General features: G+C 55.6%; 23 protein-coding genes. 8 read left to right on the top strand and 15 right to left on the bottom strand.

All coding sequences use genetic code 11. The features are described 5' to 3' along the window. Positions 1-17 precede the first annotated feature (17 nt). The 6 genes from V6N04_RS02615 to V6N04_RS02640 form a co-directional block, all read right to left on the bottom strand. Positions 18-1,574, bottom strand: a complete 1,557-nt coding sequence (locus V6N04_RS02615) for a hypothetical protein (protein ID WP_371168555.1) — start codon at positions 1,572-1,574, stop codon at positions 18-20. Positions 1,575-1,577: 3 nt separating this feature from the next. Further along, positions 1,578-3,623: an ATP-binding protein gene (locus V6N04_RS02620; RefSeq protein WP_371168556.1), complete on the bottom strand. Its 2,046-nt coding sequence runs from the start codon at positions 3,621-3,623 to the stop codon at positions 1,578-1,580. A gap of 129 nt (positions 3,624-3,752) precedes the next feature. Then, complete coding sequence (locus V6N04_RS02625; RefSeq protein WP_371168557.1) at positions 3,753-3,959, bottom strand: hypothetical protein; 207 nt, start codon at positions 3,957-3,959, stop codon at positions 3,753-3,755. A gap of 325 nt (positions 3,960-4,284) precedes the next feature. After that, a complete protein-coding gene (locus tag V6N04_RS02630) occupies positions 4,285-4,632 on the bottom strand; it encodes a hypothetical protein (protein ID WP_371168631.1) in 348 nt (115 codons plus the stop codon). 14 nt (positions 4,633-4,646) lie between these two features. Further along, a complete protein-coding gene (locus V6N04_RS02635) occupies positions 4,647-5,102 on the bottom strand; it encodes a DUF6497 family protein (RefSeq protein ID WP_371168558.1) in 456 nt (151 codons plus the stop codon). 11 nt (positions 5,103-5,113) lie between these two features. After that, positions 5,114-6,646, bottom strand: a complete 1,533-nt coding sequence (locus V6N04_RS02640; protein ID WP_371168559.1) for an acyl-CoA carboxylase subunit beta — start codon at positions 6,644-6,646, stop codon at positions 5,114-5,116. Positions 6,647-6,814: 168 nt separating this feature from the next. On the opposite strand from V6N04_RS02640, the gene V6N04_RS02645 reads away from it, so the two are divergent. From V6N04_RS02645 to V6N04_RS02655, 3 genes are all read left to right on the top strand, one after another. Continuing rightward, complete coding sequence (locus V6N04_RS02645; protein ID WP_371168560.1) at positions 6,815-8,029, top strand: multidrug effflux MFS transporter; 1,215 nt, start codon at positions 6,815-6,817, stop codon at positions 8,027-8,029. Positions 8,030-8,099: 70 nt separating this feature from the next. Next, positions 8,100-9,503, top strand: a complete 1,404-nt coding sequence (locus V6N04_RS02650) for a helix-turn-helix domain-containing protein (RefSeq protein WP_371168561.1) — start codon at positions 8,100-8,102, stop codon at positions 9,501-9,503. Next, on the top strand, positions 9,500-10,324 hold the full coding sequence (locus tag V6N04_RS02655) for an alpha/beta hydrolase (protein ID WP_371168562.1): 825 nt from the start codon (positions 9,500-9,502) through the stop codon (positions 10,322-10,324). The genes V6N04_RS02650 and V6N04_RS02655 overlap by 4 nt, the downstream gene beginning before the upstream one ends. 60 nt (positions 10,325-10,384) lie before the next feature. Here V6N04_RS02655 and V6N04_RS02660 read toward each other — a convergent pair whose 3' ends face one another. From V6N04_RS02660 to betI, 4 genes are all read right to left on the bottom strand, one after another. Continuing rightward, positions 10,385-10,624: an HP1242/YdcH family protein gene (locus V6N04_RS02660; protein WP_371168563.1), complete on the bottom strand. Its 240-nt coding sequence runs from the start codon at positions 10,622-10,624 to the stop codon at positions 10,385-10,387. An 83-nt stretch (positions 10,625-10,707) separates the two neighbouring features. After that, positions 10,708-12,363: a choline dehydrogenase gene (betA, locus tag V6N04_RS02665; protein WP_371168564.1), complete on the bottom strand. Its 1,656-nt coding sequence runs from the start codon at positions 12,361-12,363 to the stop codon at positions 10,708-10,710. A gap of 22 nt (positions 12,364-12,385) precedes the next feature. Continuing rightward, on the bottom strand, positions 12,386-13,894 hold the full coding sequence (gene betC / locus V6N04_RS02670) for a choline-sulfatase (protein ID WP_371168565.1): 1,509 nt from the start codon (positions 13,892-13,894) through the stop codon (positions 12,386-12,388). After that, the gene (gene betI, locus V6N04_RS02675; RefSeq protein WP_371168566.1) at positions 13,891-14,472 is read right to left on the bottom strand and encodes a choline-binding transcriptional repressor BetI; all 582 of its coding nucleotides are present in this window, start codon (positions 14,470-14,472) and stop codon (positions 13,891-13,893) included. Before betI ends, betC begins: the two co-directional genes overlap by 4 nt. 197 nt (positions 14,473-14,669) lie before the next feature. On the opposite strand from betI, the gene V6N04_RS02680 reads away from it, so the two are divergent. From V6N04_RS02680 to choV, 3 genes are all read left to right on the top strand, one after another. Beyond that, positions 14,670-15,602, top strand: a complete 933-nt coding sequence (locus V6N04_RS02680; RefSeq protein ID WP_371168567.1) for a choline ABC transporter substrate-binding protein — start codon at positions 14,670-14,672, stop codon at positions 15,600-15,602. A 75-nt stretch (positions 15,603-15,677) separates the two neighbouring features. Continuing rightward, positions 15,678-16,508 carry a choline ABC transporter permease subunit gene (gene choW / locus V6N04_RS02685; protein ID WP_371168568.1) on the top strand — a complete coding sequence of 277 codons (831 nt, stop codon included), beginning with the start codon at positions 15,678-15,680 and terminating at the stop codon, positions 16,506-16,508. Between the two features lie 2 nt (positions 16,509-16,510). Then, the gene (gene choV, locus V6N04_RS02690; RefSeq protein ID WP_371168569.1) at positions 16,511-17,536 is read left to right on the top strand and encodes a choline ABC transporter ATP-binding protein; all 1,026 of its coding nucleotides are present in this window, start codon (positions 16,511-16,513) and stop codon (positions 17,534-17,536) included. On the opposite strand, the gene V6N04_RS02695 is transcribed toward choV, so the two are convergent. Continuing rightward, the gene (locus V6N04_RS02695; protein ID WP_371168570.1) at positions 17,533-18,027 is read right to left on the bottom strand and encodes a hypothetical protein; all 495 of its coding nucleotides are present in this window, start codon (positions 18,025-18,027) and stop codon (positions 17,533-17,535) included. The two genes, choV and V6N04_RS02695, sit on opposite strands and share 4 nt — an antisense overlap. A 176-nt stretch (positions 18,028-18,203) precedes the next feature. On the opposite strand from V6N04_RS02695, the gene V6N04_RS02700 reads away from it, so the two are divergent. Both V6N04_RS02700 and V6N04_RS02705 read left to right on the top strand, forming a co-directional pair. Next, positions 18,204-18,575 (top strand): VOC family protein, encoded by a 372-nt coding sequence (locus tag V6N04_RS02700; RefSeq protein ID WP_371168571.1) that lies wholly within the window; start codon positions 18,204-18,206, stop codon positions 18,573-18,575. A 3-nt stretch (positions 18,576-18,578) separates the two neighbouring features. Next, positions 18,579-19,277, top strand: coding sequence for a helix-turn-helix transcriptional regulator (locus V6N04_RS02705; protein ID WP_371168572.1), 699 nt, complete (start codon positions 18,579-18,581; stop codon positions 19,275-19,277). Positions 19,278-19,336: 59 nt separating this feature from the next. Here the strand turns inward: V6N04_RS02705 and polA are convergent, their stop codons facing one another. The 4 genes from polA to V6N04_RS02725 form a co-directional block, all read right to left on the bottom strand. Beyond that, the gene (polA, locus tag V6N04_RS02710) at positions 19,337-22,129 is read right to left on the bottom strand and encodes a DNA polymerase I (protein ID WP_371168573.1); all 2,793 of its coding nucleotides are present in this window, start codon (positions 22,127-22,129) and stop codon (positions 19,337-19,339) included. 139 nt (positions 22,130-22,268) lie between these two features. Continuing rightward, positions 22,269-22,466, bottom strand: coding sequence for a zinc-finger domain-containing protein (locus tag V6N04_RS02715; RefSeq protein WP_371168574.1), 198 nt, complete (start codon positions 22,464-22,466; stop codon positions 22,269-22,271). 71 nt (positions 22,467-22,537) lie between these two features. Beyond that, positions 22,538-22,921 (bottom strand): histidine triad nucleotide-binding protein, encoded by a 384-nt coding sequence (locus V6N04_RS02720; RefSeq protein ID WP_371168575.1) that lies wholly within the window; start codon positions 22,919-22,921, stop codon positions 22,538-22,540. Between the two features lie 28 nt (positions 22,922-22,949). Further along, positions 22,950-24,527 carry a DUF5928 domain-containing protein gene (locus tag V6N04_RS02725; RefSeq protein WP_371168576.1) on the bottom strand — a complete coding sequence of 526 codons (1,578 nt, stop codon included), beginning with the start codon at positions 24,525-24,527 and terminating at the stop codon, positions 22,950-22,952. Positions 24,528-24,593: the final 66 nt, after the last annotated feature.

Genomic DNA, 24,593 nt, shown 5'->3' on the forward strand with positions numbered 1-24,593 from the left:
GTAACTGTACTCGAACATCAGTGGCCCTCCGGGAACGTGACCAACCGGGCTTTACCTTCGACCGTAGGTTTGAACTCATCAAGTTGCGCGCGGATTGCCTGAGCGGCCAGCTCGTTTGTGGCATAAAAGCTCACGTCAAAGTCCCCAAGGAAAGCCGCATCACCGGTGTACTGAAGCTGCCCAACTTTAATCCAGTCCTTGCCGATCCCTTCTTTGATCCATTTGTCATAAATCATCGCAAGCTCGACGCCACGTTCCTTCATTAGATCCCCAGCCCAACCGTCGTAGGGGTTGTCTAGTCTTGTCCTTAGCGCGCGATAGGAGGCCAGCCCCCACAGATCGAGTACGTAGTCGGAGTTGTTCCACGCAACATATCCAAGGTCATTCACAGCAACAGGCTTTTTGTACACCTCGGACACAAAGCGGCTCATGTTGCGCTGTTGCGAGTAGATACCGGCAGGTGCGTACCGACCGTCCTTGATCAGAATGCTTGTATAAGAAGCACTTAGGTATAGCAAAATGCCCAGCAACGCTAATTTTTCCCGCGTCAGTCCCTGAGTTCGAAACAGCGCAAGTATCAGCATGCCGATCACAAAGTTGATCGCATATAACTCGTATCGGTTGAACCACCCGAACTTCCCCAAGATCAGATGCCCAATCCCAACAAAGATCGCTGCCGTCAGACAAGCGCGCATGATGCGCGAAGATCTTGGCGTGATCACCATGACTCCAACCGACAGAAACACGGCCAACAGCAAGGCGATCGCCTTGTCCGAAAAAAGATTGACCAGCAACTTCACAGGGATCGACGAGAGCATGGAGTGTTTCTCCTGCCCGCTCAAAGTGAGCTTGGCTATGACCGAGTTCGGTAGCGGCTCAAGTCCCAGGTAAATAAGGAACACGGCAAATGCTGCGATTAGAAACGTAGCACCGGTAAACAAGATAGAACCTAGCACCCACCGGCCGGTCAGCGCCAACACAAGAGCCGCACCACCCGTCACTGCTAGCCCTTCAAACCGGATCATCGGCCCCAAAAGCATACCCGCAATCAGCAACCAACTGATGTACCCTTCCTCAAACTTGATTTGCAGTCCTCGCAGCACCGCTATCCCAAGCAATAAATGGATCGTATGTTCCATACCAACAAAGGTCGAACCGGGCAGGTTGAAGGCAAGCGGTCCAATAGCGGCCAGCACTACTGCCCAACGCCGATCTGACACAGCGCACGACACGATCTTGCCCCACAGACCCGCAGCAAGGACCATCGCGAGCAAGTTCCAAAATGCAGGCAACCAGGCATGAAACGAGCTTCTCGCTAGCGGCGTCAGTAAAAACGGATATAGCGGCGAGGAGGCCGCCGACGAGTACTCGCCGCGGTTCACCCCATATCCTCCGGTGGCAATCTGCTCGGCAACGGCAAGGTGGATATAGACGTCGTCAAGCGGATACTCGAAAGCTCCAATCTCAGTGTAGGCAATTGCTTGCACGAACGCATATACACCGATGCACACGACAATCGCGATTAGGGAATACCGCTGCGGGGCACGAGGATTCGCTGCGGCTTCGGTCATCATCCGTTACTCGAATTCCATGATAACTTCGTCAACAGCCAAGCTATCACCTGCCCCTGCATTGACGCTGGCGACAACACCTTTCTTTTCGGCGCGCAGGATGTTTTCCATCTTCATTGCTTCAATTGTGCAAAGCGCCTGACCCTCTTGCACTTCTTGACCTACCTCCACGTCGACCTTCACCATCAGGCCGGGCATGGGGCACAAGAGCATTTTGGACGTATCAGGTGGCAGTTTTTCGGGCATCAGGCGTGCAAGTTCAGCTTGACGAGGCGTGCGAACCTGCACTTTCAAATCTGCCCCACGGGTGCGCATACGGAACCCGGATGTGATCTTATCGACCTTCAATACTAACGGGTCGTCGCCAACATTCAGTCGCGCAAGGCTGTCACCCGGTGTCCAGTCGGAACTGACCCTAAGTTTCGTGCCGTCTTCGAACTTGATCGTCGAACCCTTCTTGTCCGCTTTTATTTTTACAGCGAACTCAACGCCTTGCAGGGAAACAACCCAGTGCTTTCCCACTTTCCGCTCGTGATTATCCATCCGGCCCGAGATACGCGCACGCCGGATTTCCGCGACACGGTACATCGCAGCAGCCGAGGCAGCGATCCGCCGCAAGTCATCCTCCCCCAGGGTGACGCCTTCAAATCCGTCCGGGTATTCCTCGGCGATGAAAGCCGTGGTCATGTTACCCTTGATGAAGATCGAATGATCCATCACGGCGGACAAAAACGGAAGGTTATGCCCGATACCTTCAACCTCGAAACTGTCCAGTGCCACGCGCATCGCCTCAATGGCTTTGTCGCGGGTTGGCGCCCATGTGCAAAGCTTGGCGATCATCGGGTCGTAATACATCGAGATCTCACCGCCCTCGAACACTCCGGTATCGTTGCGGACGGCCGCAGCGCCTTTGGGCGCATCACCTTGCCACTTATCATTCTCAAGCAATGGACCCGAGGCAATTTCCGCAGGTGGCCGATAACGTGTCAGGCGGCCAATGGACGGCAGAAAGTTTCGATAAGGATCTTCGGCGTATAACCGGTTCTCAATCGCCCAGCCCGTTAGCTTCACGTCCTTTTGCTTCATGGACAGTTTTTCGCCCGCTGCAACGCGGATCATCTGTTCGACCAAATCGACGCCGGTGATCAATTCTGTCACCGGATGTTCCACCTGAAGGCGCGTGTTCATCTCAAGGAAATAGAAGTTCTTATCCCCATCCACGATAAATTCCACGGTCCCGGCAGACGCATAGTCCACGGCCTGTGCAAGCGCCACGGCCTGTTCGCCCATTGCCTTACGGGTCTCTTCATCAAGGAATGGCGACGGCGCTTCTTCGACAACTTTCTGGTTACGGCGTTGGATCGAGCACTCGCGCTCTCCCAAGTAGATACCATTGCCATGAGTGTCGCAAAGAACCTGAATCTCGATGTGGCGCGGCTGGGTTACGAACTTTTCGATAAAAATACGATCGTCGCCAAAGCTCGACGCAGCCTCGTTCTTAGAGGATTGGAAACCCTCGCGAGCTTCGTCATCATTCCACGCGATGCGCATGCCTTTGCCGCCGCCGCCGGCAGAGGCTTTGATCATCACCGGATAGCCGACTTTGTTCGATATCTTCACCGCATCGTCCGCGTCCTCGATCAGGCCCATATAGCCCGGAACCGTCGACACATCCGCCTCCTGAGCGATCTTCTTCGAGGTGATCTTGTCGCCCATCGCCTCGATCGCGCCAACAGGCGGTCCGATGAAAGCAACACCTTCCGCGGCCAATGCTTCAGCAAATTTGGAATTTTCAGACAGAAATCCATATCCCGGATGAACAGCCTCGGCACCTGTTTCTTTGATGGCCTTCATTACATTTTCGATAACAATGTAAGACTGGTTGGCCGGCGGAGGGCCAATGTGAATCGCTTCGTCGGCCATTTTGACATGCAACGCATTCTTATCCGCATCCGAATAGATTGCGACGGTCTGGATGCCCATCTTACGGGCGGTTTTGATCACACGGCAGGCGATCTCGCCCCGGTTCGCAATCAGGATCTTTTTGAACATGACCTGTCCCTTTCATTCATCTGCGTATGTCGGCACAGACCGCCCCACGCGTTATCAAAGAAAAACCCGCCCGGCACGCGCCTGGCGGGTTGAATGTCTTGTTTTGAGCCGCAGGTTGCGGCGGATTGTTCAGTTACAAAGCTTGACGCCAACGTCATCGCACAGCGCGCCTGCGCCCGCGCCAATGACGGCACCGGTAAGTAGGTTGCCGCTTGCCGCTTGCGCAACGACTGCGCCGGTAGCAGCGCCCACTCCGGCGCGTTGAAGGTCGTTCCACTGGCACCCGGCCAGCACGCTAAGGGCGAAAACCCCCGCAGTGATTTTGCTGATCTGCATCGTTGATTGCCTCTGGTTGTATTATTATTGCCAACCAGTCTGCCCTGAAACACTTGGTTTCGGAAGTGCAAATTCGAGCGATGTGCCCTGCGTGTTGCAGTCATCGGCAAAAAGAGGCCCGGTCCAGATGCTTGCGCATAGAACCGGGCTGAAGAAGGGGAAGGGTAATGGTTTCGACAAACCATAGCGGAAAACGGGGATTTGCTTTCCGCTTGATTAAGAGATTGGCACGGATCGCCGGCGTTACAAGCACGCAGAAATGGCGCCCCCCTTGTTTGGGCTGGATTCTGCCGGTTCGCTCTATCAACGGGCGAATTCATGCCGATCACCCCTCAAACACATCCGGAAACGCTGCGGCGGCACGGGCGACGTCAATCACCAGCATTGCCTCATAGCTTTCGGCATCAAAAGGGTCTTCGGCGGCAACGACTTCGCGCCCGAACAACCAAGACAGGCGGCCTGCATCAAGATTGCCGCGTTCAAAGGGTTGATCGCCGAAATACTCCCAAAGGGCGGCCATAAACCCCGTATCCGCACGCCGATCAGCCGGTTTTCGATCCGCATAGCGCTCGCGGGCGGCCAACAGTGTTGCACCAGTTTTGTTCGGACGGCGGATGGTGAATTGAAAGTCGGTCCCCGGCAAACGGCCGGGAAATCCCTTATGCTTCGTCATATACGGTAAGGCCATCAGAACCCCTCCCAAATGCAGGTGTTGCCTTCGGGGCGATAGGCCTCGAAAAATTGTGTCGCGTCAGGGTTCGTCACACCAAACTCGACCGGGCGATCTGACATGACAATTATGATTTGCTCGGGCATCTCGACATCCTGCTCCAGCAGATAGGGTAAGATATGATCCTGACACAGCATGGCCATGTCTTCCTCGGCCTCGGCAAAGCCCACCTCACCCGTATCGCGTGCGATACCCGGTGCGACAAATCGATATCTCAGCGCCGACCCTTGTGCACTGTCGACCCCCTTGATCACATCCAGAAACGTTACGTCCTGACCCGAAGGCATTGTTACTTTCGTCCCCGGTTCAAACACATCGTCCGCAGCATAGGCCGCGAGTGACAATGGCAGGGCCAGGGTGGCGGACAGTGCCGCCACCCCAGTCAGGCCTGAACGGCCTTTATATCCCGCCATATGACCCATACTTACAGCGGAATATTGTCGTGTTTTTTCCACGGGTTTTGCAGCTTCTTGTTGCGAAGGGATGCAAAGGCCCGGCTGATGCGCTTGCGCGAAGAATGCGGCTGGATCACCTCGTCAATGAAACCGCGCTCTGCCGCAACGAACGGATTGGCGAAACGGTCTTCATAGTCCTGCGTGCGCTGCGCGATCTTTTCGGCATCATCCAGCTCTGAGCGGTACAGAATCTCAGTCGCGCCTTTGGCCCCCATCACCGCGATCTCGGCCGTGGGCCAAGCGTAGTTGAAATCCCCACGCAAATGCTTGGACGCCATAACGTCGTAAGCGCCGCCATAGGCTTTACGCGTGATCAATGTGACCTTGGGAACGGTCGCCTCGCCATAGGCAAAAAGAAGCTTCGCCCCATGCTTGATTACACCCCCGTATTCCTGACTGGTCCCCGGCAAGAAGCCCGGAACATCAACCAAGGTCAGGATCGGAATTTCAAACGCGTCACAGAAGCGCACAAAGCGCGCGGCCTTACGCGAGCTATCAATGTCCAGACAACCAGCCAGCACCATTGGTTGGTTGGCCACCACCCCAACCGTCCGCCCTTCTAGCCGAACAAACCCAGTGATGATGTTCTTGGCATAGTCTTCCTGAATCTCGTAAAAATCGCCTTCATCCGCGAGCTTTACGATCAATTCCTTCATGTCGTAAGGCGCGTTTGCATTCTCGGGCACCAACGTATCAAGGCTTTCATCGATCCGACCCGGATCATCAAAGAAGGGGCGAACCGGTGCTTTGTCGCGATTGTTGAGGGGCAGGAAATCGACCAAACGGCGCACTTCTGCCAGCGCCTCAACATCGTTTTCAAACGCGCCATCCGCGACCGAGGATTTCTTGGTGTGTGTCGACGCACCGCCCAACTCTTCAGCTGTCACGACCTCATTGGTGACGGTTTTCACCACATCCGGGCCCGTCACAAACATGTAAGAACTGTCCTTCACCATAAAGATGAAGTCGGTCATCGCCGGGGAATACACTGCGCCGCCCGCGCACGGCCCCATAATTACCGAAATCTGAGGCACCACACCCGACGCCATGATATTGCGCTGGAACACCTCGGCATAACCCGCAAGCGACGCCACACCTTCTTGAATACGCGCACCGCCAGAATCGTTGATGCCGATCACCGGCGCGCCGTTCTGCATCGCCATATCCATGATCTTGCAAATCTTTTCCGCGTGCGTTTCAGACAACGAGCCGCCGAACACGGTGAAATCCTGACTGAAGACATAGACCAAGCGTCCGTTGATCGTTCCCCAACCAACCACAACACCATCACCTGCAGGCTTGTCTGCTTGCATCCCGAACTCAGTACAGCGATGCGCCTTGAACATGTCAAACTCTTCGAACGAGCCCTCGTCCAGCAACAAATCAACCCGCTCGCGCGCGGTCAGTTTGCCCTTTTTGTGTTGGCTGTCGATCCTTCGTTGACCACCACCCAAACGAGCGGTCTGGCGGCGACTCTCAAGTTCCTGAAGAATATCTTTCATCGGCGGCACTCCTTGATTTCGGTGCAAACTAACGATCAAACCCAAAGATCGAAAGGAAAATTGGGCGAATTTGCAAACTTAATGCAATGCAGAAAATGCAAACTGAATATTTGCAAATAATCCATAGGTAGCATGGACAGTTCGAAGTCACAGGCATAGCCATGTCACATGCCCTCTCAGACCGCATCACGTTTTCTAGACGCCTCGACACCACCACACGTGTTCACGCTGACATTTGTGGCAGCGGCGGCAACGCTGTCGATGAACGTGTTTCTGCCTTCCCTACCTGGCATGGCCCGCTATTTCGACACTGATTATCGCGTCGTTCAGCTATCGGTGGCTCTTTATCTGGGCATGAACGCAATCATGCAAGTGATAGTCGGCCCGATCTCAGACCGCTTTGGGCGCAGGCCGGTGATACTTGCGGGCTTCGGTCTTTATATCCTTGCCACACTAGGGTGCATCTATGCACCGACGATCCAAACATTTTTGGCCTTTCGCATGATGCAGGCGACGGTCGTCGTGGGCGTGGTGCTATCTCGGGCCGCCATCCGCGATATGGTGCCCGGTCCACAAGCGGCATCGCTGATCGGTTATGTCACCATGGGCATGTCGATCGTTCCCATGCTCGGCCCCTCGATCGGAGGGTTGTTGGATCAGGCCTTTGGCTGGAGGGCCAACTTCTGGATTCAAGCCTTGGCAGGTGTCGCTGCGATGGCCCTGACTTGGCGGGATCTGGGCGAGACGATCACCCCTCGCCCCGGCGGGTTTACGGCACAGTTCCGCGCCTATCCATCGCTTTTGAAATCACCGCGCTTCTGGGGCTATTGCGCGTCGGCGGCCCTGACGTCTGGGGCCTTCTTTGCCTATCTAGGCGGCGCGCCCTTCGTCGGAAGCGAAATCTACGGCATGTCGCCGGCTCGGCTGGGCTTTTTCTTCGGCGCCCCAGCGGCAGGTTACTTGGTCGGAAACTATGTTTCGGGTCGCTATTCGGTGCGGGTCGGCACGACCAAGATGGTGGCATGGGGGGCCGTCATCACAGCAATAGGTCTGTTAACCTCTCTTGTGCTTTTCCTGCTTGGACTGGGATCCGAGTACATCTTTTTCGGCTTCATGACTTGGGTCGGATTTGGCAATGGAATGACGTTGCCCAACGCCAATGCGGGCATGATGAGCGTTAGACCCGAACTGGCAGGGAGCGCATCAGGCTTGGGCGGCGCGCTCAACATCGGCGGGGGTGCGGCATTATCTGCTATCGCTGGCTGGTTGCTGGTCGAAGATTCGACCGCCATGCCCCTTTTGCTGCTTATGTTGGCTTCGTCGATACTGGCGGTCGTCGCGATCAGCCTGGTTATCTTACGCGAAAAGCGTATGGGGCTTTGACCGGAAATATTTGCAAATGCTAGACAAATAGCCTAGCAAACTCTGCAAATAACCGAAGGAGCGCACCTCCATGGCGATGCAAAAACTTTACGCAGGCGTGAAACTTCGCGAAATTCGCACACGGCTGGGCCTTACGCAAAAGGCCTTCGCAGAAAAACTCAGCGTCAGCCTGCCGTATCTGAACCAAATGGAGAACAACAACCGACCTGTCTCGACCGGGGTGGTGTTGGCACTGGCACAGGAGTTCGGGTTCGACGTCGCCGAGCTATCAACCGGCGACGCAGAGCGGTTGGTCAGTGACATGCGTGAGGCCTTCGCAGATCCCGTATTCTCGGACGTGCCACCATTGGCGGATCTACGGCTCGCGGCGTCAAATGCCCCGGCATTGGCCCACGCTTTGTTAGAACTTCACCGCGCCTATCGGCTGGGGCACGAGCGGCTTGCCTCGCTCGACGAAAGCCTTGGCGCCGAAGACAGCCGCACTAAGGCTAGCCCGTGGGATGAAGTGCGGGATTTCTTTCACTATTGCGACAATTACATCGACGCGGTCGATCGCGCTGCCGAACATTTTGCAAACACCGGGAACAACCGAGGACTGCCCCCTGCTGCGATGGCCGAAAATACCTTGAGCGACCGCGGTATCACCCTTGAACGCCTCGATCAGGAGGCAATGCGCAGCTATGATCCGGACAATCGCGTTCTGCGCCTGTCGACCCGACCACCGCGCGCGACGCAGGAATTTCAGCTGCTGATGCAAGTGGCAATGCTGACCCAAGATGCTCTGCTGGAAGCCACACTCGATTTCGCCCGGTTTCAGACAGAAGAAGCCCGCGCCATCGCAAAGTTGGGGCTTGCAAATTACTTCGCCGGGGCCGCTCTTTTACCGTATCAGCCGTTTCTTGCCGCTGCGGACGAGACGCGCCACGACCTTGAACGGCTCGCGGATCGGTTTGGCGCTTCGATCGAACAGGTCGCCCACAGATTGTCCACGTTGCAGCGTCCAGGCGCGAAGGGCATCCCGTTCTTTTTCGTGCGTGTGGACCAAGCGGGAACCATCACCAAACGCCACTCGGCAACGCGGCTTCAGTTCGCTAGGTTCGGTGGCGCTTGTCCGCTGTGGAATGTTCACCAAGCCTTTGAAACACCAGGCCGATTCCTTCGTCAACTGGCGCAAACCCCCGACGGCGTTCGCTACTTTTGCTTGGCGCGGAATGTGTCTAAATCCGGGGGTAGCTTTGACGCCCCTGTTCGGCGTTATGCCATCGGTCTTGGATGCGAGGTGAAACACGCTGGCGCACTGGTCTATGCAGATGATCTGGACGTCTCAAATGATGCTTCTTTCGAACCTATCGGCGTGTCATGTCGCATCTGTGAACGGCAGCACTGTCACCAACGCTCGGTTCCTCCCCTTGAACGCAAGTTGCAGGTAGACCCATATTCACGGGGAACACTGCCATACGAGATAAAAAGATGAAGAAGTTATTGTTTTCTGCGCTGCTGGCGATCGTGGCGACCTTTTGTTTTTTTGATCAGCCGGCGCGGGCCCAGTCCGCCAAAACGCTGCTGGAGCAGCGGGTTTTTTATCAATTCGACCCGGCAAGGGCTGACCCCAAAAGCGTTGACAACCGCCTTTGGGAGGCGGATTTTCGTGGGCTTGTGCTTTGGGTCAGCAAACCCAAACCCGGCAAGCCGACGATCTTCTACCTTCCCGGATCTGGCGGCAATCTGGGCCTGCGGCGCAACAAATTCCCTTGGTTCCTTGATCGTGGGTACGGTTTGGTCGCAATGGCCTACCCTGGAATGAATGGCAGCAAAGGGGTTCCAAGCCGACAACACATCCAGAACCTTGCCAACCAGCTATACAAACAGATGCCAGCGTTGGTGGGAAACGGTCCGACAATCATCTGGGGTGAGAGTCTGGGAACAGGTATTGCACTTGAGATTGCCACACATGCCGTAGGCAGGAATCGCCCCCCGCTTGGCATCATTCTTCAGGCTCCCTACACATCTTTGGTGGACCTTGTGGCAAGTAAAAAACCAGCCATGCTTCCGCTTTTCTTAGGCCGAACGGACCTATGGCCATCAAAGCGCACCATTAAACACTCAACTGTCCCGCTGCTTATCATGCATGGCGGAAAGGACAGGAAAGTCCCAGTTTCGATGGGTAAAAAACTTTACCGTCTTTCCCCAAGCCCCAACAAGAAGCTGATTACCTATCCGGATGCTGGCCACACAACGATCTGGCGCAAGGATGCACTGGCCACGATGCATGAGTGGGTGGAAGCGCTGTATTAAGCCATCACGGCTAGTACCTAGAATGTTGACCGACATTCGGCGCGTTTGTCAGGACATCAACTACCCCGCCGTCAGCATCCGATAAATCTCGTCTTTCAACGCGGCACGCTTTTTGCGCATCTCTTCCTCATTGAACTGGTCGGTCGGTTCGACATTCGTCTCTGCCCGGTGCACCGCACGGTTAAGCTCGTGATACTCATCCGCGAGTTTCGAAAAATGCGCGTCTGATTGCTTTAGTTCGGTCAATTTTTCGGCCAGCTCTGGAAATTCTTCATGCAACTCGTGAGGGGTATGTGACATTCGCGGGTTCTCCTGTTTTCTGGTCCGAGGGCAGTGTGCATGCGCGCGCGCGCCCTCGCTTTGACGTTGATCAAACTATTGCGCTAACGCTGTGAGTTTTTCCAATCCGGGTTAACCCATGGCTCATCATTTGCCGCTGGCAACCTGCGCCCCAAGATATGATCCGAGGCTTTTTCGCCGACCATAATCGACGGACCATTAAGGTTTCCATTGGTGATCCGAGGAAAGACCGAACTGTCAGCGACACGCAGACCTTCGACGCCGATGACGCGCATCTCTGGATCGACCACTGCCATCGGGTCATCCGCGCGGCCGATCCGGCATGTGCCACAAGGATGATAGGCGCTTTCCGCATGTTCGCGGATGAAACTGTCGATCTCGTCATCTGTTTGCAAAGCGTTGCCTGGTTGAATCTCGTGCTTCACATAGGGCTCGAACGCTTCTTGGGCAAAGATCTCTCGGGTTAGGCGAACACAGGTGCGGAAGTCCTCCCAGTCCTGATCGGTCGACATGTAGTTGAAAAAGATGCGCGGGGCGTCGTTCGGGTCCGCAGACTTAAGTGTAATCGCGCCACGCGACGGGGATCGCATCGGGCCGGTATGCGCTTGGAAACCGTGACCCTCTGCTGCGGCCTGCCCGTCATAGCGCACGGCCATGGGCAAGAAGTGATACTGGATGTCTGGGTACTCAACGCCAGCCTTCGACCGAATGAATGCCGCACTTTCAAACTGGTTGGACGCGCCAAGACCTTTTTTGGTGAACAGCCATTGTGCGCCCAGCACACCCTTCCAGAACAGATTCCAGTACCGAAACAGTGTTATTGGCTGCTTGGACGCGTACTGCATATAGACCTCTAGATGGTCTTGTAGGTTTTGCCCGACGCCCGCGCGATCAGCGACAACATCAATACCATGTTCAGCCAAATGAGCCGCCGGGCCGATGCCTGACAACATCAAGAGCTTTGGCGAATTGATCGAGCTCGCTGCGATGATCACTTCGGCCTCGGCGCGGATCACTTCAATCTTACCACCGCGATCCAACTCGACCCCGACGGCGCGCCCGTCTTCGATCACGATCTTGCGTACAAACGCGCGAACAAGTTCACAGTTTTCGCGTTTGAGCGCCGGACGAAGATAGGCATTCGCGGCCGACCAGCGGCGCCCCTGCCAAACGGTCTGCTCCATCGGGCCGAAGCCTTCTTGTTGGTGCCCATTGTAATCGCCGGTTACGGGATAGCCTGCCTGGCGACCCGCTTCGACAAACGCATGAAACAACGGGTTCTCACGCGGGCCGCGCGTGACGTGCAATGGGCCATCCTTGCCCCGCCAGTTCGCATCGCCGCCATGCCCGCCGTCATGCCAATTTTCTTGCCGTTTGAAATAGGGCAACACATCAGCGAAAGACCAGCCATCCGCGCCTTGCTCTGCCCAATGGTCGAAGTCCTTGGCGTGACCACGCACATAGACCATCCCGTTGATCGAACTAGAGCCACCAATAACCTTGCCACGTGGCGTCACCAATGTCCGTCCGCCCAAATGGGGTTCCGGCTCGGTCATGAACCCCCAGTCATACATCGACATATTCATGGGATAGCTCAGCGCCGCTGGCATCTGAATGAAAGGACCTGCGTCGGTGCCACCATGCTCGACGACCAAAACCCGTTTACCGGCCTCTGCCAACCTATAGGCAATCGCACATCCAGCGCTGCCTGCTCCTACTATGACGTATTCCGCTTGCATGTTCGTTCCGATTTCCTTGGCGCTACTCCCCACGCGGGAAGCGCTGTCCTTCTTCAAGATTGTCCAAATTCATGTGGTTGCGCATGTAGCGCTCAGACGCCTTTTGCAGCGGCTGATAATCCCACGGGAAATATGCCCCGTTGCGCAATGCCTCATACACGACCCACCGGCGCGCCTGGCTTTCGCGTACCTCGGCGTCGTAGGCGGCAAGATCCCAGCGGGCTTCCGATTTCGCGCGCAGGCTGGTGAGCGTCCCTTGATGTGCAGGATCTTCTGCGAGGTTGGTCGACTCGTGCGGGTCCGCTTCAAGATCAAACAGCTGATCGGGATCCAGCGCACACCGATTATACTTCCACTTGCCATATCGTAAAGAAACAAGTGGCGCATAGGAGGCCTCTGCGGCGTATTCAATGGCGACCGGGCTTGTCCGTTCCCGTCCTCTGGCCAAGGGAACCAGACTTTCGCCATCAACCCACGGCTTCACCTCATCCAGCGAAATCCCGGCCAGATCAGCCAGTGTTGGGGTCACATCCAACGTGGACACGGGTGCTTCGATCAACCCAGGCTCGAACCCCGGAGCGGAGATCATCAAAGGCACACGCGCCGACCCTTCGTAGAAGTTCATCTTGAACCACAAGCCGCGCTCGCCCAGCATGTCGCCATGATCCGAGACGAACATGATGATCGCCTCTTGCCGGGTGCGTTCCATGACATCCAGCATCTCGCCTACCTTATCGTCCAGATAGGAAATATTGGCGAAGTATGCGCGACGAGACTTGCGGATATCCTCTTCGGTGATGTCGAAATTACGCCAGTCATTGGCGTCGAATATCCGCTGCGCGTGGGGGTCGTGGTCATCGTATTCCATCGCCGGCACGTCAGGCAACAGATGCTCGCAATCCTCGTAGAGATCCCAGTATTTGCGGCGCGCGACATAAGGGTCATGTGGATGTGTGAAACTGGCCGTCAAACACCAAGGGCGCTCATCATGGCCCCGTGCCAGATCATAAAGTTTGGCGCAGGCATTGTAGGCAACCTCGTCGTCATACTCCATCTGATTTGAAATCTCTGCCACGCCAGCACCGGTCACGGACCCCATGTTGTGATACCACCATTCGATCCGTTCGCCCGGTTTGCGATAATCAGGCGTCCAGCCGAAATCGGCGGGGTAAATATCGGTGGTCAGACGTTCTTCGAACCCGTGCATCTGATCGGGGCCAACAAAGTGCATCTTGCCCGACAGCGCGGTCTGATAGCCCGCGCGGCGCAGATGGTGGGCATATGTCGGGATGTCCGAGGCGAACTCGGCCGCATTATCGTAAACCTTCGTGCGGCGTGGAAGCAGGCCGGACATAAAACTGGCACGACCCGGCGCGCAAAGCGGGCTGGCCGTATAGCTATTGGCGAATCGCACAGACCGTTCCGCCAGTTTTTTCAAATTGGGCGCATGCAACCAATCCGCGGGCCCGTCCGGAAACAAAGTTCCATTCAGTTGGTCCACCATGATGATTAGGATATTGGGTTTGGTCATGAGTATTTCTCCAGAAACATATCAAGGCATTCCAGAACTCGTTCACATGCGTGCTTACCCGACGGTGTCTCTTCACGCAGAGCGTGGCGAATGTAGAACCCGTCAATCATCGACGCGATGGAATCTGCCACGTCATGCGACTCGTTCCCAATAAGCGGGCGAAGGTCGAATACGAGATTAGAGTGCAACCGGTGTTGATAAACCCGTAATAGCCGACTGGCACCTTCATTGCTTTGAGACAAAACATAAAAATTCAACCAGGCGCTTACGACTTCAGGTCGGAAGTTACCCGCTTCGAAGTTGGCGTGGATAATGGCTTCAATCCGCTCGCGTGGCGATTTCGCGCGCAGGACTGCGGCACGCACCTGAGCGCTGTAAACCGTTAGAATGTGGCGCATCGCCGCTAGAAATATCTGATCTTTCCCGCCGAAATAGTGATGCGCAAGCGCGCTGGAAACACCCGCACGTTTGGCGATCTGCGTAACTGTGACGTCAAGGCTGCCGGCACGCCCAATCTCGTGGATCGTTGCTTGAACCAACGCCCCTTTTCGGATCGGTTCCATTCCTAGTTTTGGCAAAACGCTCACCTCCTTGGTCGAGATTTCTACACCGTTGCGTTTTTTTAATTGACTCGTCAATCAATAAAAAGCAGCGTCATAGCATAATCAAAGCCGGTTCCAACCCTGCGCAGGCTGCGTTAGGGTTTGGGCGAACCGTCCGGGGCATCCCGGGCTGTCGCTAAGTTGAACCGCGCCAAACAACAGGGAGCGAACACATGAATCTTAGAACAACCCTTTCTGCACTTGCTTTGTCAGCCGTCGCCACAACGTCCTTCGCGGATGGTCATTGCGACAAGATCACCTTCTCGGATGTGGGCTGGACAGACATCACTGCAACAACAGCCGCCACAACGGTCGTGTTGGACGCACTGGGCTATGAGACTGACATCAAAGTCCTGTCTGTGCCGGTGACTTACACCTCGATGGCAGAAGGCGATATTGACGTCTTCCTTGGCAACTGGATGCCCACGATGGAGGCCGACATTGCCCCCTATCGCGAAGCGGGCACTGTGGACACTGTGCGCACCAATCTGGAAGGCGCGAAGTACACGCTTGCCGTGAACAAAGCCGCCGCTGATCTGGGCATCAAAGATTTCGCTGACATCGCCACCCATAAAGACGCGCTGGAAGGCAAGATTTACGGCATCGAGCCGGGCAATGACGGCAACCGCCTGATCCAATCGATGATCGACGGAAAGTCTTTCGGACTTGAGGGTTTCGAAGTGGCGGAAAGCTCGGAACAAGGCATGCTGGCGCAGGTCGCCCGCGCTAACAAGAAAGGCGAGCCGATCGTGTTCCTTGGTTGGGAACCCCACCCGATGAACGCCAATTTCGAAATGTCCTATCTGACCGGGGGCGACGACTTCTTCGGCCCGAACCTTGGTGGTGCAGTGGTCGATACGAACACCCGCGCAGGCTATGTCACCGAGTGCCCTAACACCGGTAAACTTCTGCAAAACCTCGCCTTCTCGCTTGCGATGGAGAACGAGATCATGGGCGCAATCTTGAATGATGGCCAAGACCCGACCGACGCTGCCAAGGCTTGGCTTGCCGCCAACCCGGACGCCTATATGGCATGGCTCGACGGCGTAACAACCAAAGACGGTGGTGACGCTGTGGCAGCCGTCAAATCCTCGCTGGGCATGTAAACTGCCCGACCTATCAAAACGCGCGGAGCACCAGCTTCGCGCGTTTTCTGTTGCCTGCAATACCCGAGGATTTCCATGACGTGGCTCACTGACACGAAAATTCCGGTCGGCAAGACCATCTCTGATGGATTCGACTGGTTGACCGACGCGTTCGGTCCATTCTTTGACTTCATTGATGACGTTCTAAGCGATGGTATTGATGGGTTTCTTTGGCTGCTTCAGGCACCGCCAGCCCTGTTGATTGTCGCCCTTCTTGCAGCGTTGACTTGGTATATTCAACGCAGCTGGGGACGGGTCACCGTCGTAGTCCTGTGCTTTCTTTATGTGCTGAACCAAGGATATTGGGAGGAAACGACCGAAAGCCTGACCTTGATCTGTTTCTCGGTGATCTTCTGTATGGGCGTTGGTGTTCCAATTGGCATCTATGCGGCCCATAAACCCAGATTTTTCAAAGCGATTTTGCCCATACTGGATATGATGCAAACGATCCCTACATTCGTCTACCTGATCCCGATGATCGTATTGTTTGGCATCGGTATGGTGCCCGGCCTTGTGGCGACCTTCATCTTCGTGATCCCCGCCCCAATCCGATTAACACAGCTAGGGGTTAGCCAAGTACCCAAGGCTTTGACCGAGGCAGGCGAGGCCTTCGGCGCGACCAGAATGCAGACCCTGTGGAAGATCGAACTGCCTTCGGCTTTCCCGCAGATCATGACGGGCCTTAACCAGACCATCATGCTATCGCTGTCAATGGTTGTCATCGCGGCACTTGTTGGCGCAGATGGTCTTGGTGTTCCGGTGGTGCGCGCGCTGAACACGGTGAATGCTTCGCTCGGGTTCGAAAGCGGGCTTGTCATCGTGGCCGTCGCCATCGCCCTTGACCGAATGCTACGTGTGGAGAGCTGATTATGACCGCCGTTGAATTTGACAATGTCTCGATCGTGTTTGGAGACAAACCGAAATCCGCCCTGCCCGCGATGGACGCTGGTAAAGACCGGTCCACCGTCAAGGATGAGACCGAGCAGGTCTTGGGCGTCCACAATTGCTCGCTTTCTGTCGCTGAAGGCGAAATTCTAGTGCTGATGGGTCTGTCCGGGTCCGGTAAATCCACACTCCTGCGCGGCGTGAATGCGCTAAACCCAGTGGTGCGTGGCTGTGTGCGGGTGAATGATGGGAACGGGTTGGTCGATGTTACCAACGCCGACGCCGCCACCCTTCGCCGCATTCGCCAGAACCACGTTGCAATGGTGTTCCAGCAATTTGGCCTCTTACCATGGCGCACAGTGCGCGAGAATGTGGGATTGGGGCTTGAGCTGGCAGGCATGAATAAGGCCGAACACAAAGCCCGCGTGGACGAGCAACTTGAGCTTGTCAATCTAAGCGAATGGGCGGAGCGTAAGGTGGGTGAATTGTCCGGCGGCATGCAGCAACGCGTTGGCCTTGCCCGCGCCTTTGCCACCAAAGCGCCGATCCTTTTGATGGACGAGCCTTTCTCGGCCCTCGACCCGCTGATCCGTGCACGCTTGCAAGACGAGTTGATCGAACTCCAGAGCGAACTGAAGCGGACAATTATCTTCGTGAGCCACGATCTGGACGAGGCGTTCAAACTGGGTGATCGGATTGCGATCATGGAAGGGGGGCGTATCGTTCAATGCGGCACCCCGCGCGATATTTTCACATCCCCAGCAGACGATTACGTGGCCGATTTTGTGGCTCATATAAACCCTCTGGGCGTTCTAACCGCACGCGATGTGATGTCCGAAGGCCCCTCGACCGCAAACGAAACCGTTGATGTTGAAGACCGTGTGGCGATCGTCATGAAAGCCCTTCAGGGTCATACTGAACTGCTTGTGATCGACGGCGGTCAACCTGTTGGCAAAATCACGTCGGAGAACGTCATGTCACGTCTTCTAAGCCCACGCGGTGCTGGCTAACGTGTCGCAATACAGTAGCGTTGCTCTGGCGACTTTCCGACGGCCTTGCGCGGACAGGCTGTCCCAACCAGCGTGCCTCCTCCGCTAGGCTTCTCACTGGCCGCAGAACCTGTTCGGACCGCGACAATTTCATGAGCCCATGAAAACGGCCGAGCTTGCAGCACCCAACCCGACAAGCTGGGTTTTTGACCAGCTGTCGTGACCGCCAAGTGAGCATCATTCGCAGGTAGCAGTAGCCAGTAGGCTCTGCCCCGACGCTTTGAATGGACCTGAGAAACTTTAATCCATACGCCGTCGCCCGCGGGTTTCGCACAGACTTCGGCCTGGGTGACTGCACGCTCTGCGCCATCCTCGCCTTCAATCGGTGTCCAACGGATCAGTCGGTCACAAAACGTGGCACTTCCGCGCGACGTCTCGGAGTTTCCGGTTGATTGGCATCCGGACAGGGCAATTGACACCATGATCGCGAACGGTGCGATGGATCGGTACATGTTTGGTCCCCCTGACGAACTAAGTAAAACCCTACAGCACCTGAGTTTTCGGTCAAGCGAGCGACTTCTGGCGGCGGCGACAGTGCGGGTTTATGCGCATTGTTAAATGCTCCTGACATGATGCTGTCAGGAGGGGTGTGCGACACAGGTGCCATCAACTTTAATAGGAGACCATCATGACCACGCAACCCATTGTCGTCTGGGCCGAAATACCAGTTTCAGACATTCGCAAAGCCACCGCGTTCTACAACGCTGCATTTGATTGGTCGATGGAGGTCGACACCACATCTGGACCGGAGCCTATGGCGCTTCTTGGTGGCCGGATGGATACGGTCGGCGGCAACCTTTATGAAGGCGATGTTGCCGAAGACGGGCGCGGTCCCCGCGTTCATATTGCGATTGATATCAAGCTTGAAGATGCGGCCAAACGCTGGGAAAACGCGGGCGGAAAAGTGATCACAGAGCCTGTCGAAATTCCCCCGGGCCGCTTCGTCTTTGCAACTGATCCAGATGGCAATACGTTAGGTCTGTTCGAGCCCAAAGGATAAGACATGCGACGCGCCGACCGCCTTTTTCAGATCGTTCAACATCTTAGAGGCGGTCGGCTGACCAGAGCTCGTGATCTGGCCGAGACGCTGGAAGTCAGCGAGCGTACAATCTATCGCGACATCGCGGATTTAATCGGATCTGGTGTGCCCATCGATGGGGAGGCCGGGGTCGGCTACATCATGCGCGCGGGCTATGACATTCCACCGCTTATGTTCACCCGCGACGAAGTCATGGCGGTGATTGCCGGCACGCGCCTGATCCAACGCATGGGCGGCGCGTCTATGGCGCGCGCTGCCACAGAGGCCGTTGAAAAGATCAAGGCTGTGTTACCCGACCAACTTGAAGCGCAAGTGGGCCGCGTTGAAATCCATGCGGGCACCAGCTTGATGCCATCCCAACGGGACCGACAGTTCATCGATCAAATCGAGGCCGCAATTGATGCCCGATTGCGACTGACGATGACCTACGCAGACGAAGAAGGACGGCAGAGTGTCAGGACGGTGCGCCCCCTTGGCCTTTGGTTATGGAGGGACGGGTGGTGCGTATCGACCTGGTGCGAATTGCGCGAGGATTTTCGCATGTTCCGCATAAACCGGATCGAAGGGTTTGCCACTGGTGAACGGTTTCGTGCGGAGCCAGACAAGAGCCTTCCTGCGCTCTATGCGCAATTGGCTGAATGTGGCATCGATCCCGTCAGCTAAGGGGCTTTGCCCCTCTGCCTTCGGCATTCACCCCAGAATATCTAGAACAAGAAAAAGTGCTAGTGCGCTTCCGCCCAATTCATTCCGGTCCCTGCATCTACGACAAGCGGCAGGTCAAGTTTAACGGCCGGGGCGGCCGCATTTTCCATCACATTGCGCACCGCCTGTGTAACCTCTTCAATCGCGTTTTCATCCACTTCGAAAATCAACTCATCATGCACCTGCAAGAGCATTTTAGCAGGCAGGTGCTTGATCGCTTCGGGCATGCGGATCATCGCGCGGCGGATGATATCGGCGGCTGTCCCTTGAATGGGTGCGTTGATGGCCGCGCGTTTGGCAAAGCCCGCGTGCGGACCCTTTGCGCCGATCTCGGGCGTGTGAATACGGCGACCGAACAGGGTCTCGACACGTTTGTGCTCTTTTGCGAAGGCGACCGTGTCGTCCATGTATTTTCGGATGCCGGGGAACCGTTCGAAGTAGCGGTCGATAAATCCCTGTGCATCACTGCGCGGAATACGCAAGTTGCGGGCCAGACCGAAGCCAGAGATACCATAGATAACGCCGAAATTGATAGCTTTGGCTTGGCGGCGAATGTCTGGCGTCATCTCATCCATGGGCACGTCGAACATCTCGGACGCGGTCATGGCGTGGATGTCCTGGCCATCGCGGAACGCTTGTTTTAGCGCTTCAATATCGGCCACATGCGCCAGAATACGCAGTTCAATCTGGCTGTAATCCAAGCTGATCAGCTTGGTGCCTTCGGGGGCGATGAATGCCTCGCGAATACGGCGGCCTTCTTCGCTGCGCACTGGTATGTTTTGCAGGTTCGGATCGGTCGAGGCCAAGCGCCCGGTGTTGGCGCCTGCAATCGAGTAGGAGGTGTGGACGCGCCCCGTTTCGGGATGGATGTGATCTTGCAGCGCATCGGTATAGGTCGATTTCAGCTTCTGAAGTTGGCGGTAGTCCAGAACGCGGGCCGCAAAATCATGTTCAGTGGCAAGGTCTGCTAGAACATCAGCAGGTGTTGACCATTGGCCAGACTTAGTGCGTTTGCCGCCTTCAAGCTCCATTTGGTCAAACAAGATCTCACCCACTTGTGCTGGACTTTGTACATTGAATTCGCGCCCGGCCATCTCATAAAGCTCAGCTTCGTACCCAGCCATCTTTTGCGCAAAGGCGTTTGACATGCGCGACAGGACTTCACGGTCAACCTTGATCCCTGTCCGTTCCATCTGCGCCAACACTGGGACCAGAGGTCGTTCCATCCTTTCGTAGACCCTTGTCACATGCTGTGTGTGTAAGCGTGGCTTTAGATAGTGCCACAAACGCAAGGTGATATCGGCGTCTTCGGCTGCGTATTTCACCGCGTCTTCAAGCGGTACACGATCAAATGTGATCGCGGATTTGCCGGTACCAAGCAGGGATTTGATCGAGATTGGCGTGTGGCTCAAATAGCGATCAGACAGAGCGTCCATACCGTGATTATGAAGCCCCGCATTTTGCGCGTATGACATCAGCATAGTGTCGTCTATCGGCGCCATATCCACGCCATAGCGGGCAAGGATTTTGACATCATACTTCATGTTTTGGCCGATTTTGAGGATCGCTGGATCCTCCAAAACAGGTTTGAGCATCGCGATCACGTCATCCAGCGACATCTGTCCCTCGGCAAGGTCGTCGCCTCCGAACAGATCATCGGTCTGGCTGGTTTTGTGGGTGATCGGGATGTAGCAGGCCTCGCCCGGCTCGACGGCCAGAGATATGCCCACAAGATCGGCTCGCATTTCATCCAGCCCCGTGGTTTCGGTGTCGAATGCCACATAGCCCCGGCCCTTGATGCGATCGATCCAGACAGCGAGCGCCTCGGCGTCCTTTACCCATTCATAGGCGTCTGGGTTGATCTCGGGCATCTCAGGCGCGGCGGCGGTCGTGTCGGCTTCAGGGATCTTGATCTCGGGACTGTCCACGCCAAGCATACTGGCAACCCGATTGGTCAGCGTGCGAAACTCCATATCCGCAAGGAATGGTAGAAGCGTGTCGGCCACCGGATCTCGCAGTTCAAGGTCATCGAAATTGACGTCCATATCCATAGCGTCGTCAAGCTTCACCAGTTCGCGGCTCGTCCGAATCTGATCCACATTATCGATAAGGGTCTGGCGGCGCTTGGGCTGCTTGATTTCCTCAGCGCGCTCCAGAAGCGTATCCAGATCGCCGTATTCATTGATCAACAGAGCTGCTGTCTTGATGCCGATGCCCGGTGCACCCGGAACGTTGTCAACGCTATCGCCGGCCAGTGCCTGCACATCCACCACGCGATCAGGTCCAACGCCAAACTTCTCTTCGACACCTTCAACGCCGATCCGTTTGTTTTTCATCGGATCCAGCATCTCGACCCCACCGCCCACAAGCTGCATCAGGTCCTTATCTGAAGACAGGATAGTCACCCGCCCACCGGCTTGATCGGCGCGCTTTGCAAGGGTTGCGATGATGTCGTCAGCCTCGAACCCTTCCTGTTCAATACAGGCGATGTTGAAAGCACGTGTCGCGTCGCGGGTCAGCGGAAACTGAGGAACCAAATCCTCGGGCGCTGGGGGGCGGTTGGCCTTGTAGAGCGGATAGATATCGTTGCGAAAGCTCTTGCCTGAATAGTCAAAAATCACCGCCACATGGGTGGGCGCATCGGCCCCCTTGTTGTCGCCAATGAACTTGAAGAGCATGTTGCAAAAGCCAGCGACCGCTCCGATAGGCAACCCATCGGACTTTCGTGTCAGCGGAGGCAATGCGTGATAGGCGCGAAAGATAAAGGCCGATCCATCGACCAAATGCAGATGACAACCTTTACCGAAGCTCATCGGGTCTCTCCCTATCATTTGCGTCCATTGTTGTGGGCGCAGTCAACGAAGGCCGCGAAGCGTCTGCCCGCGACCCTGACAATCAAGCACCAAAGTAAGCGCCCCGTAGATGCCCACGTAAATGCCCTGGACTGGCCGATCAGGCCGCCTGTCCGTCACTCAGTTTATCCGCATGATCCTTCTGGACAAATTTGCAGTCGCAATAGGGGCATTCGACCCAACCATGTTCGTTTGGAATTTGCAGATAAACGCGCGGATGGCCAAGGGCACCTTCGCCGCCGTCACAGGCGACTTTATAACCATCAACAATCTTGGTTTCGGGCGGAGTGTGGGTCATGTTGGCCACCTTATTCATTCAATTTGCGCCATGATACCAGCGACACGTCGCTTCGCAAGGCAGAACAGATGTCAATCGGCACGTTGCAGCATCCGACCCAGCGGACGCCCACCCAGAATATGGGTGTGCAGGTGAAAGACCTCTTGCACGCCGTGAGTGCCAGCGTTTGAGATCGCGCGGAACCCCTGCCCTGCCTCGCCCGGTTCGACCCCCATCATGGTGCAGACTTTACCGATGGCACGCATGTAGCCCACGATCTCGGCGTCCGTTGCCGCGTTCGCAAAGTGGTCATAGGTGACATACGGACCCTTTGGGATGACCAGAACATGCACGGGGGCTTGTGGCTGGATATCGCGAAACGCCAGCGCGTAATCGTCCTCGTAGACGGTGTCGTTGGGAATTTCTCCGCGCAAGATTTTCGCGAAGATATTTTGGTCATCATAGGTATAGGGCATTCCGGGCCTCCTGTCGGTGGGCTGCGTCTTAATCGGCAAATAAATGCGGTGTTTCGGCGATATCTTTGGCTTTTTCTTCGGAAATTGAAAGAAAACGGGACAAAGGAACGGTATTTTCCTCAACGCTCGCTGTTTCGCGGATCCGGTAGTATTCGGCAAACCCGGCGTCCCGTATCTGATCGCTCTCATAAGCCACATCAGATCGGATGGTTGGAAGCAATCGATCGATCGATTCTTGCGAAGTATTTTCACCTGCAAGCCCGACGCGTTTGGCATGTCCTAACAAGTAGTCATCCGAGAACTCGCTTTCGATCTCCAACACCCGCGTGGTCGAGCGGTCGGCGAAGAAGTCCTGCAACAGGTCAAGGTTGTCGGGGTCCATACAAACCACAAGCCGGTCTTTGTCGTAGTAGTCAAACAACATCCGCATCAACGCACGCCGGTGGCGGGTCCGTTTGTACAGACGGGTCTGAATACCGCCCAGATTAGGCATGGGGCAACTTTCTTCGTCGAACAGATACTCGACCGCCGGAATATCAGTAGTTTGGCCGATCTTGTGTACAAGGCGTTTTCCAACGTGCCATTTCTTGGCCACGATGATCAAAAGCTCGCGTTCGCGCCCAAGGCTGCTTTCCGCTTCCCAGAATCGAGGGGCAAACCGTTGCCCAATGCGTCCACGGCCCGTCAGGAACTTAAACAGGCTGCGACCCTCGTTCGAAATCTGAAAGTACACTCCTTGAGCAGCATATAGATCACCCAAACGGCGTTTCAGCTCACGCGCCTCCGCACTAATTTTTCGCGCAAACAGAAAGTCCTGGCTAAGCAGAAGGTCATAGTGGTCGTCATAAAATGTCACCGGCATTCCGTAATCGGTGAACATCAAAAATGTGGGCGTGCGCGAACGTATTTCGTCCCCTGGTACGAGGTGACGAACCAAGGTCTGGAAAAACGTTTCATCCGGAATCCATGTCGTGCGGAAAAAGCGCATGACGTCTTTTCGTTTACGCACAAAATCCATGATCCACTCGACTGTGCGACGGCGCAAGCACCACCACTGACTTCCAATCATGACCTGTATGTCTGGGGGTATCTGGCGGGTTAGTCCAAGCTTCTGCTGCGCGTGAAAACTGGCATAGAAGCGGCGTTTTTGAGTGCGCTCATTGAAGAGGTGGCGATAGATCAGCCGCTCTTCCTTCATACCTGTCTTAATCCAATCGCTTTCAAAATAATCAAAGCTCTCGATATAGTCGACATCAGCAGCGTCCAGAAAATCATGCGTGTATTCAGCGGATTTGATCGCCATACAATCGCCTGACACCATGTAGAAATGGGTAGCACGTGGGAACGCATCCAACGCAGCCTCTACCGCGTTCAGGGTGGCCTGAACCAAAGACCACTCCCCCCAGCCGCACCGCACGCGCTTGCGCGCAAAGGTAACGTTGGAATTATCAGCGAGCGCCTCGCGTATCTTGTGATAGTGCTCGGGCCGGGCGCTTGCATCGAAGTGAATCGACATATAATCGCCCACCGCGGTCAGCCGTGTCGCCTGCTTTATGATGGCGTCTGGGTCCTTGTGACACAGAAGAATGAAGGCGATTTTGGCCATGATGAAGTCACAAAGCCCATATAAACACGTCGACTATTGCCATAGTTACCGTGAAAGACCATTGAA

Origin of the sequence: Aliiroseovarius conchicola, from assembly GCF_041403445.1 — a bacterium.
Lineage (GTDB): Bacteria > Pseudomonadota > Alphaproteobacteria > Rhodobacterales > Rhodobacteraceae > Aliiroseovarius > Aliiroseovarius conchicola.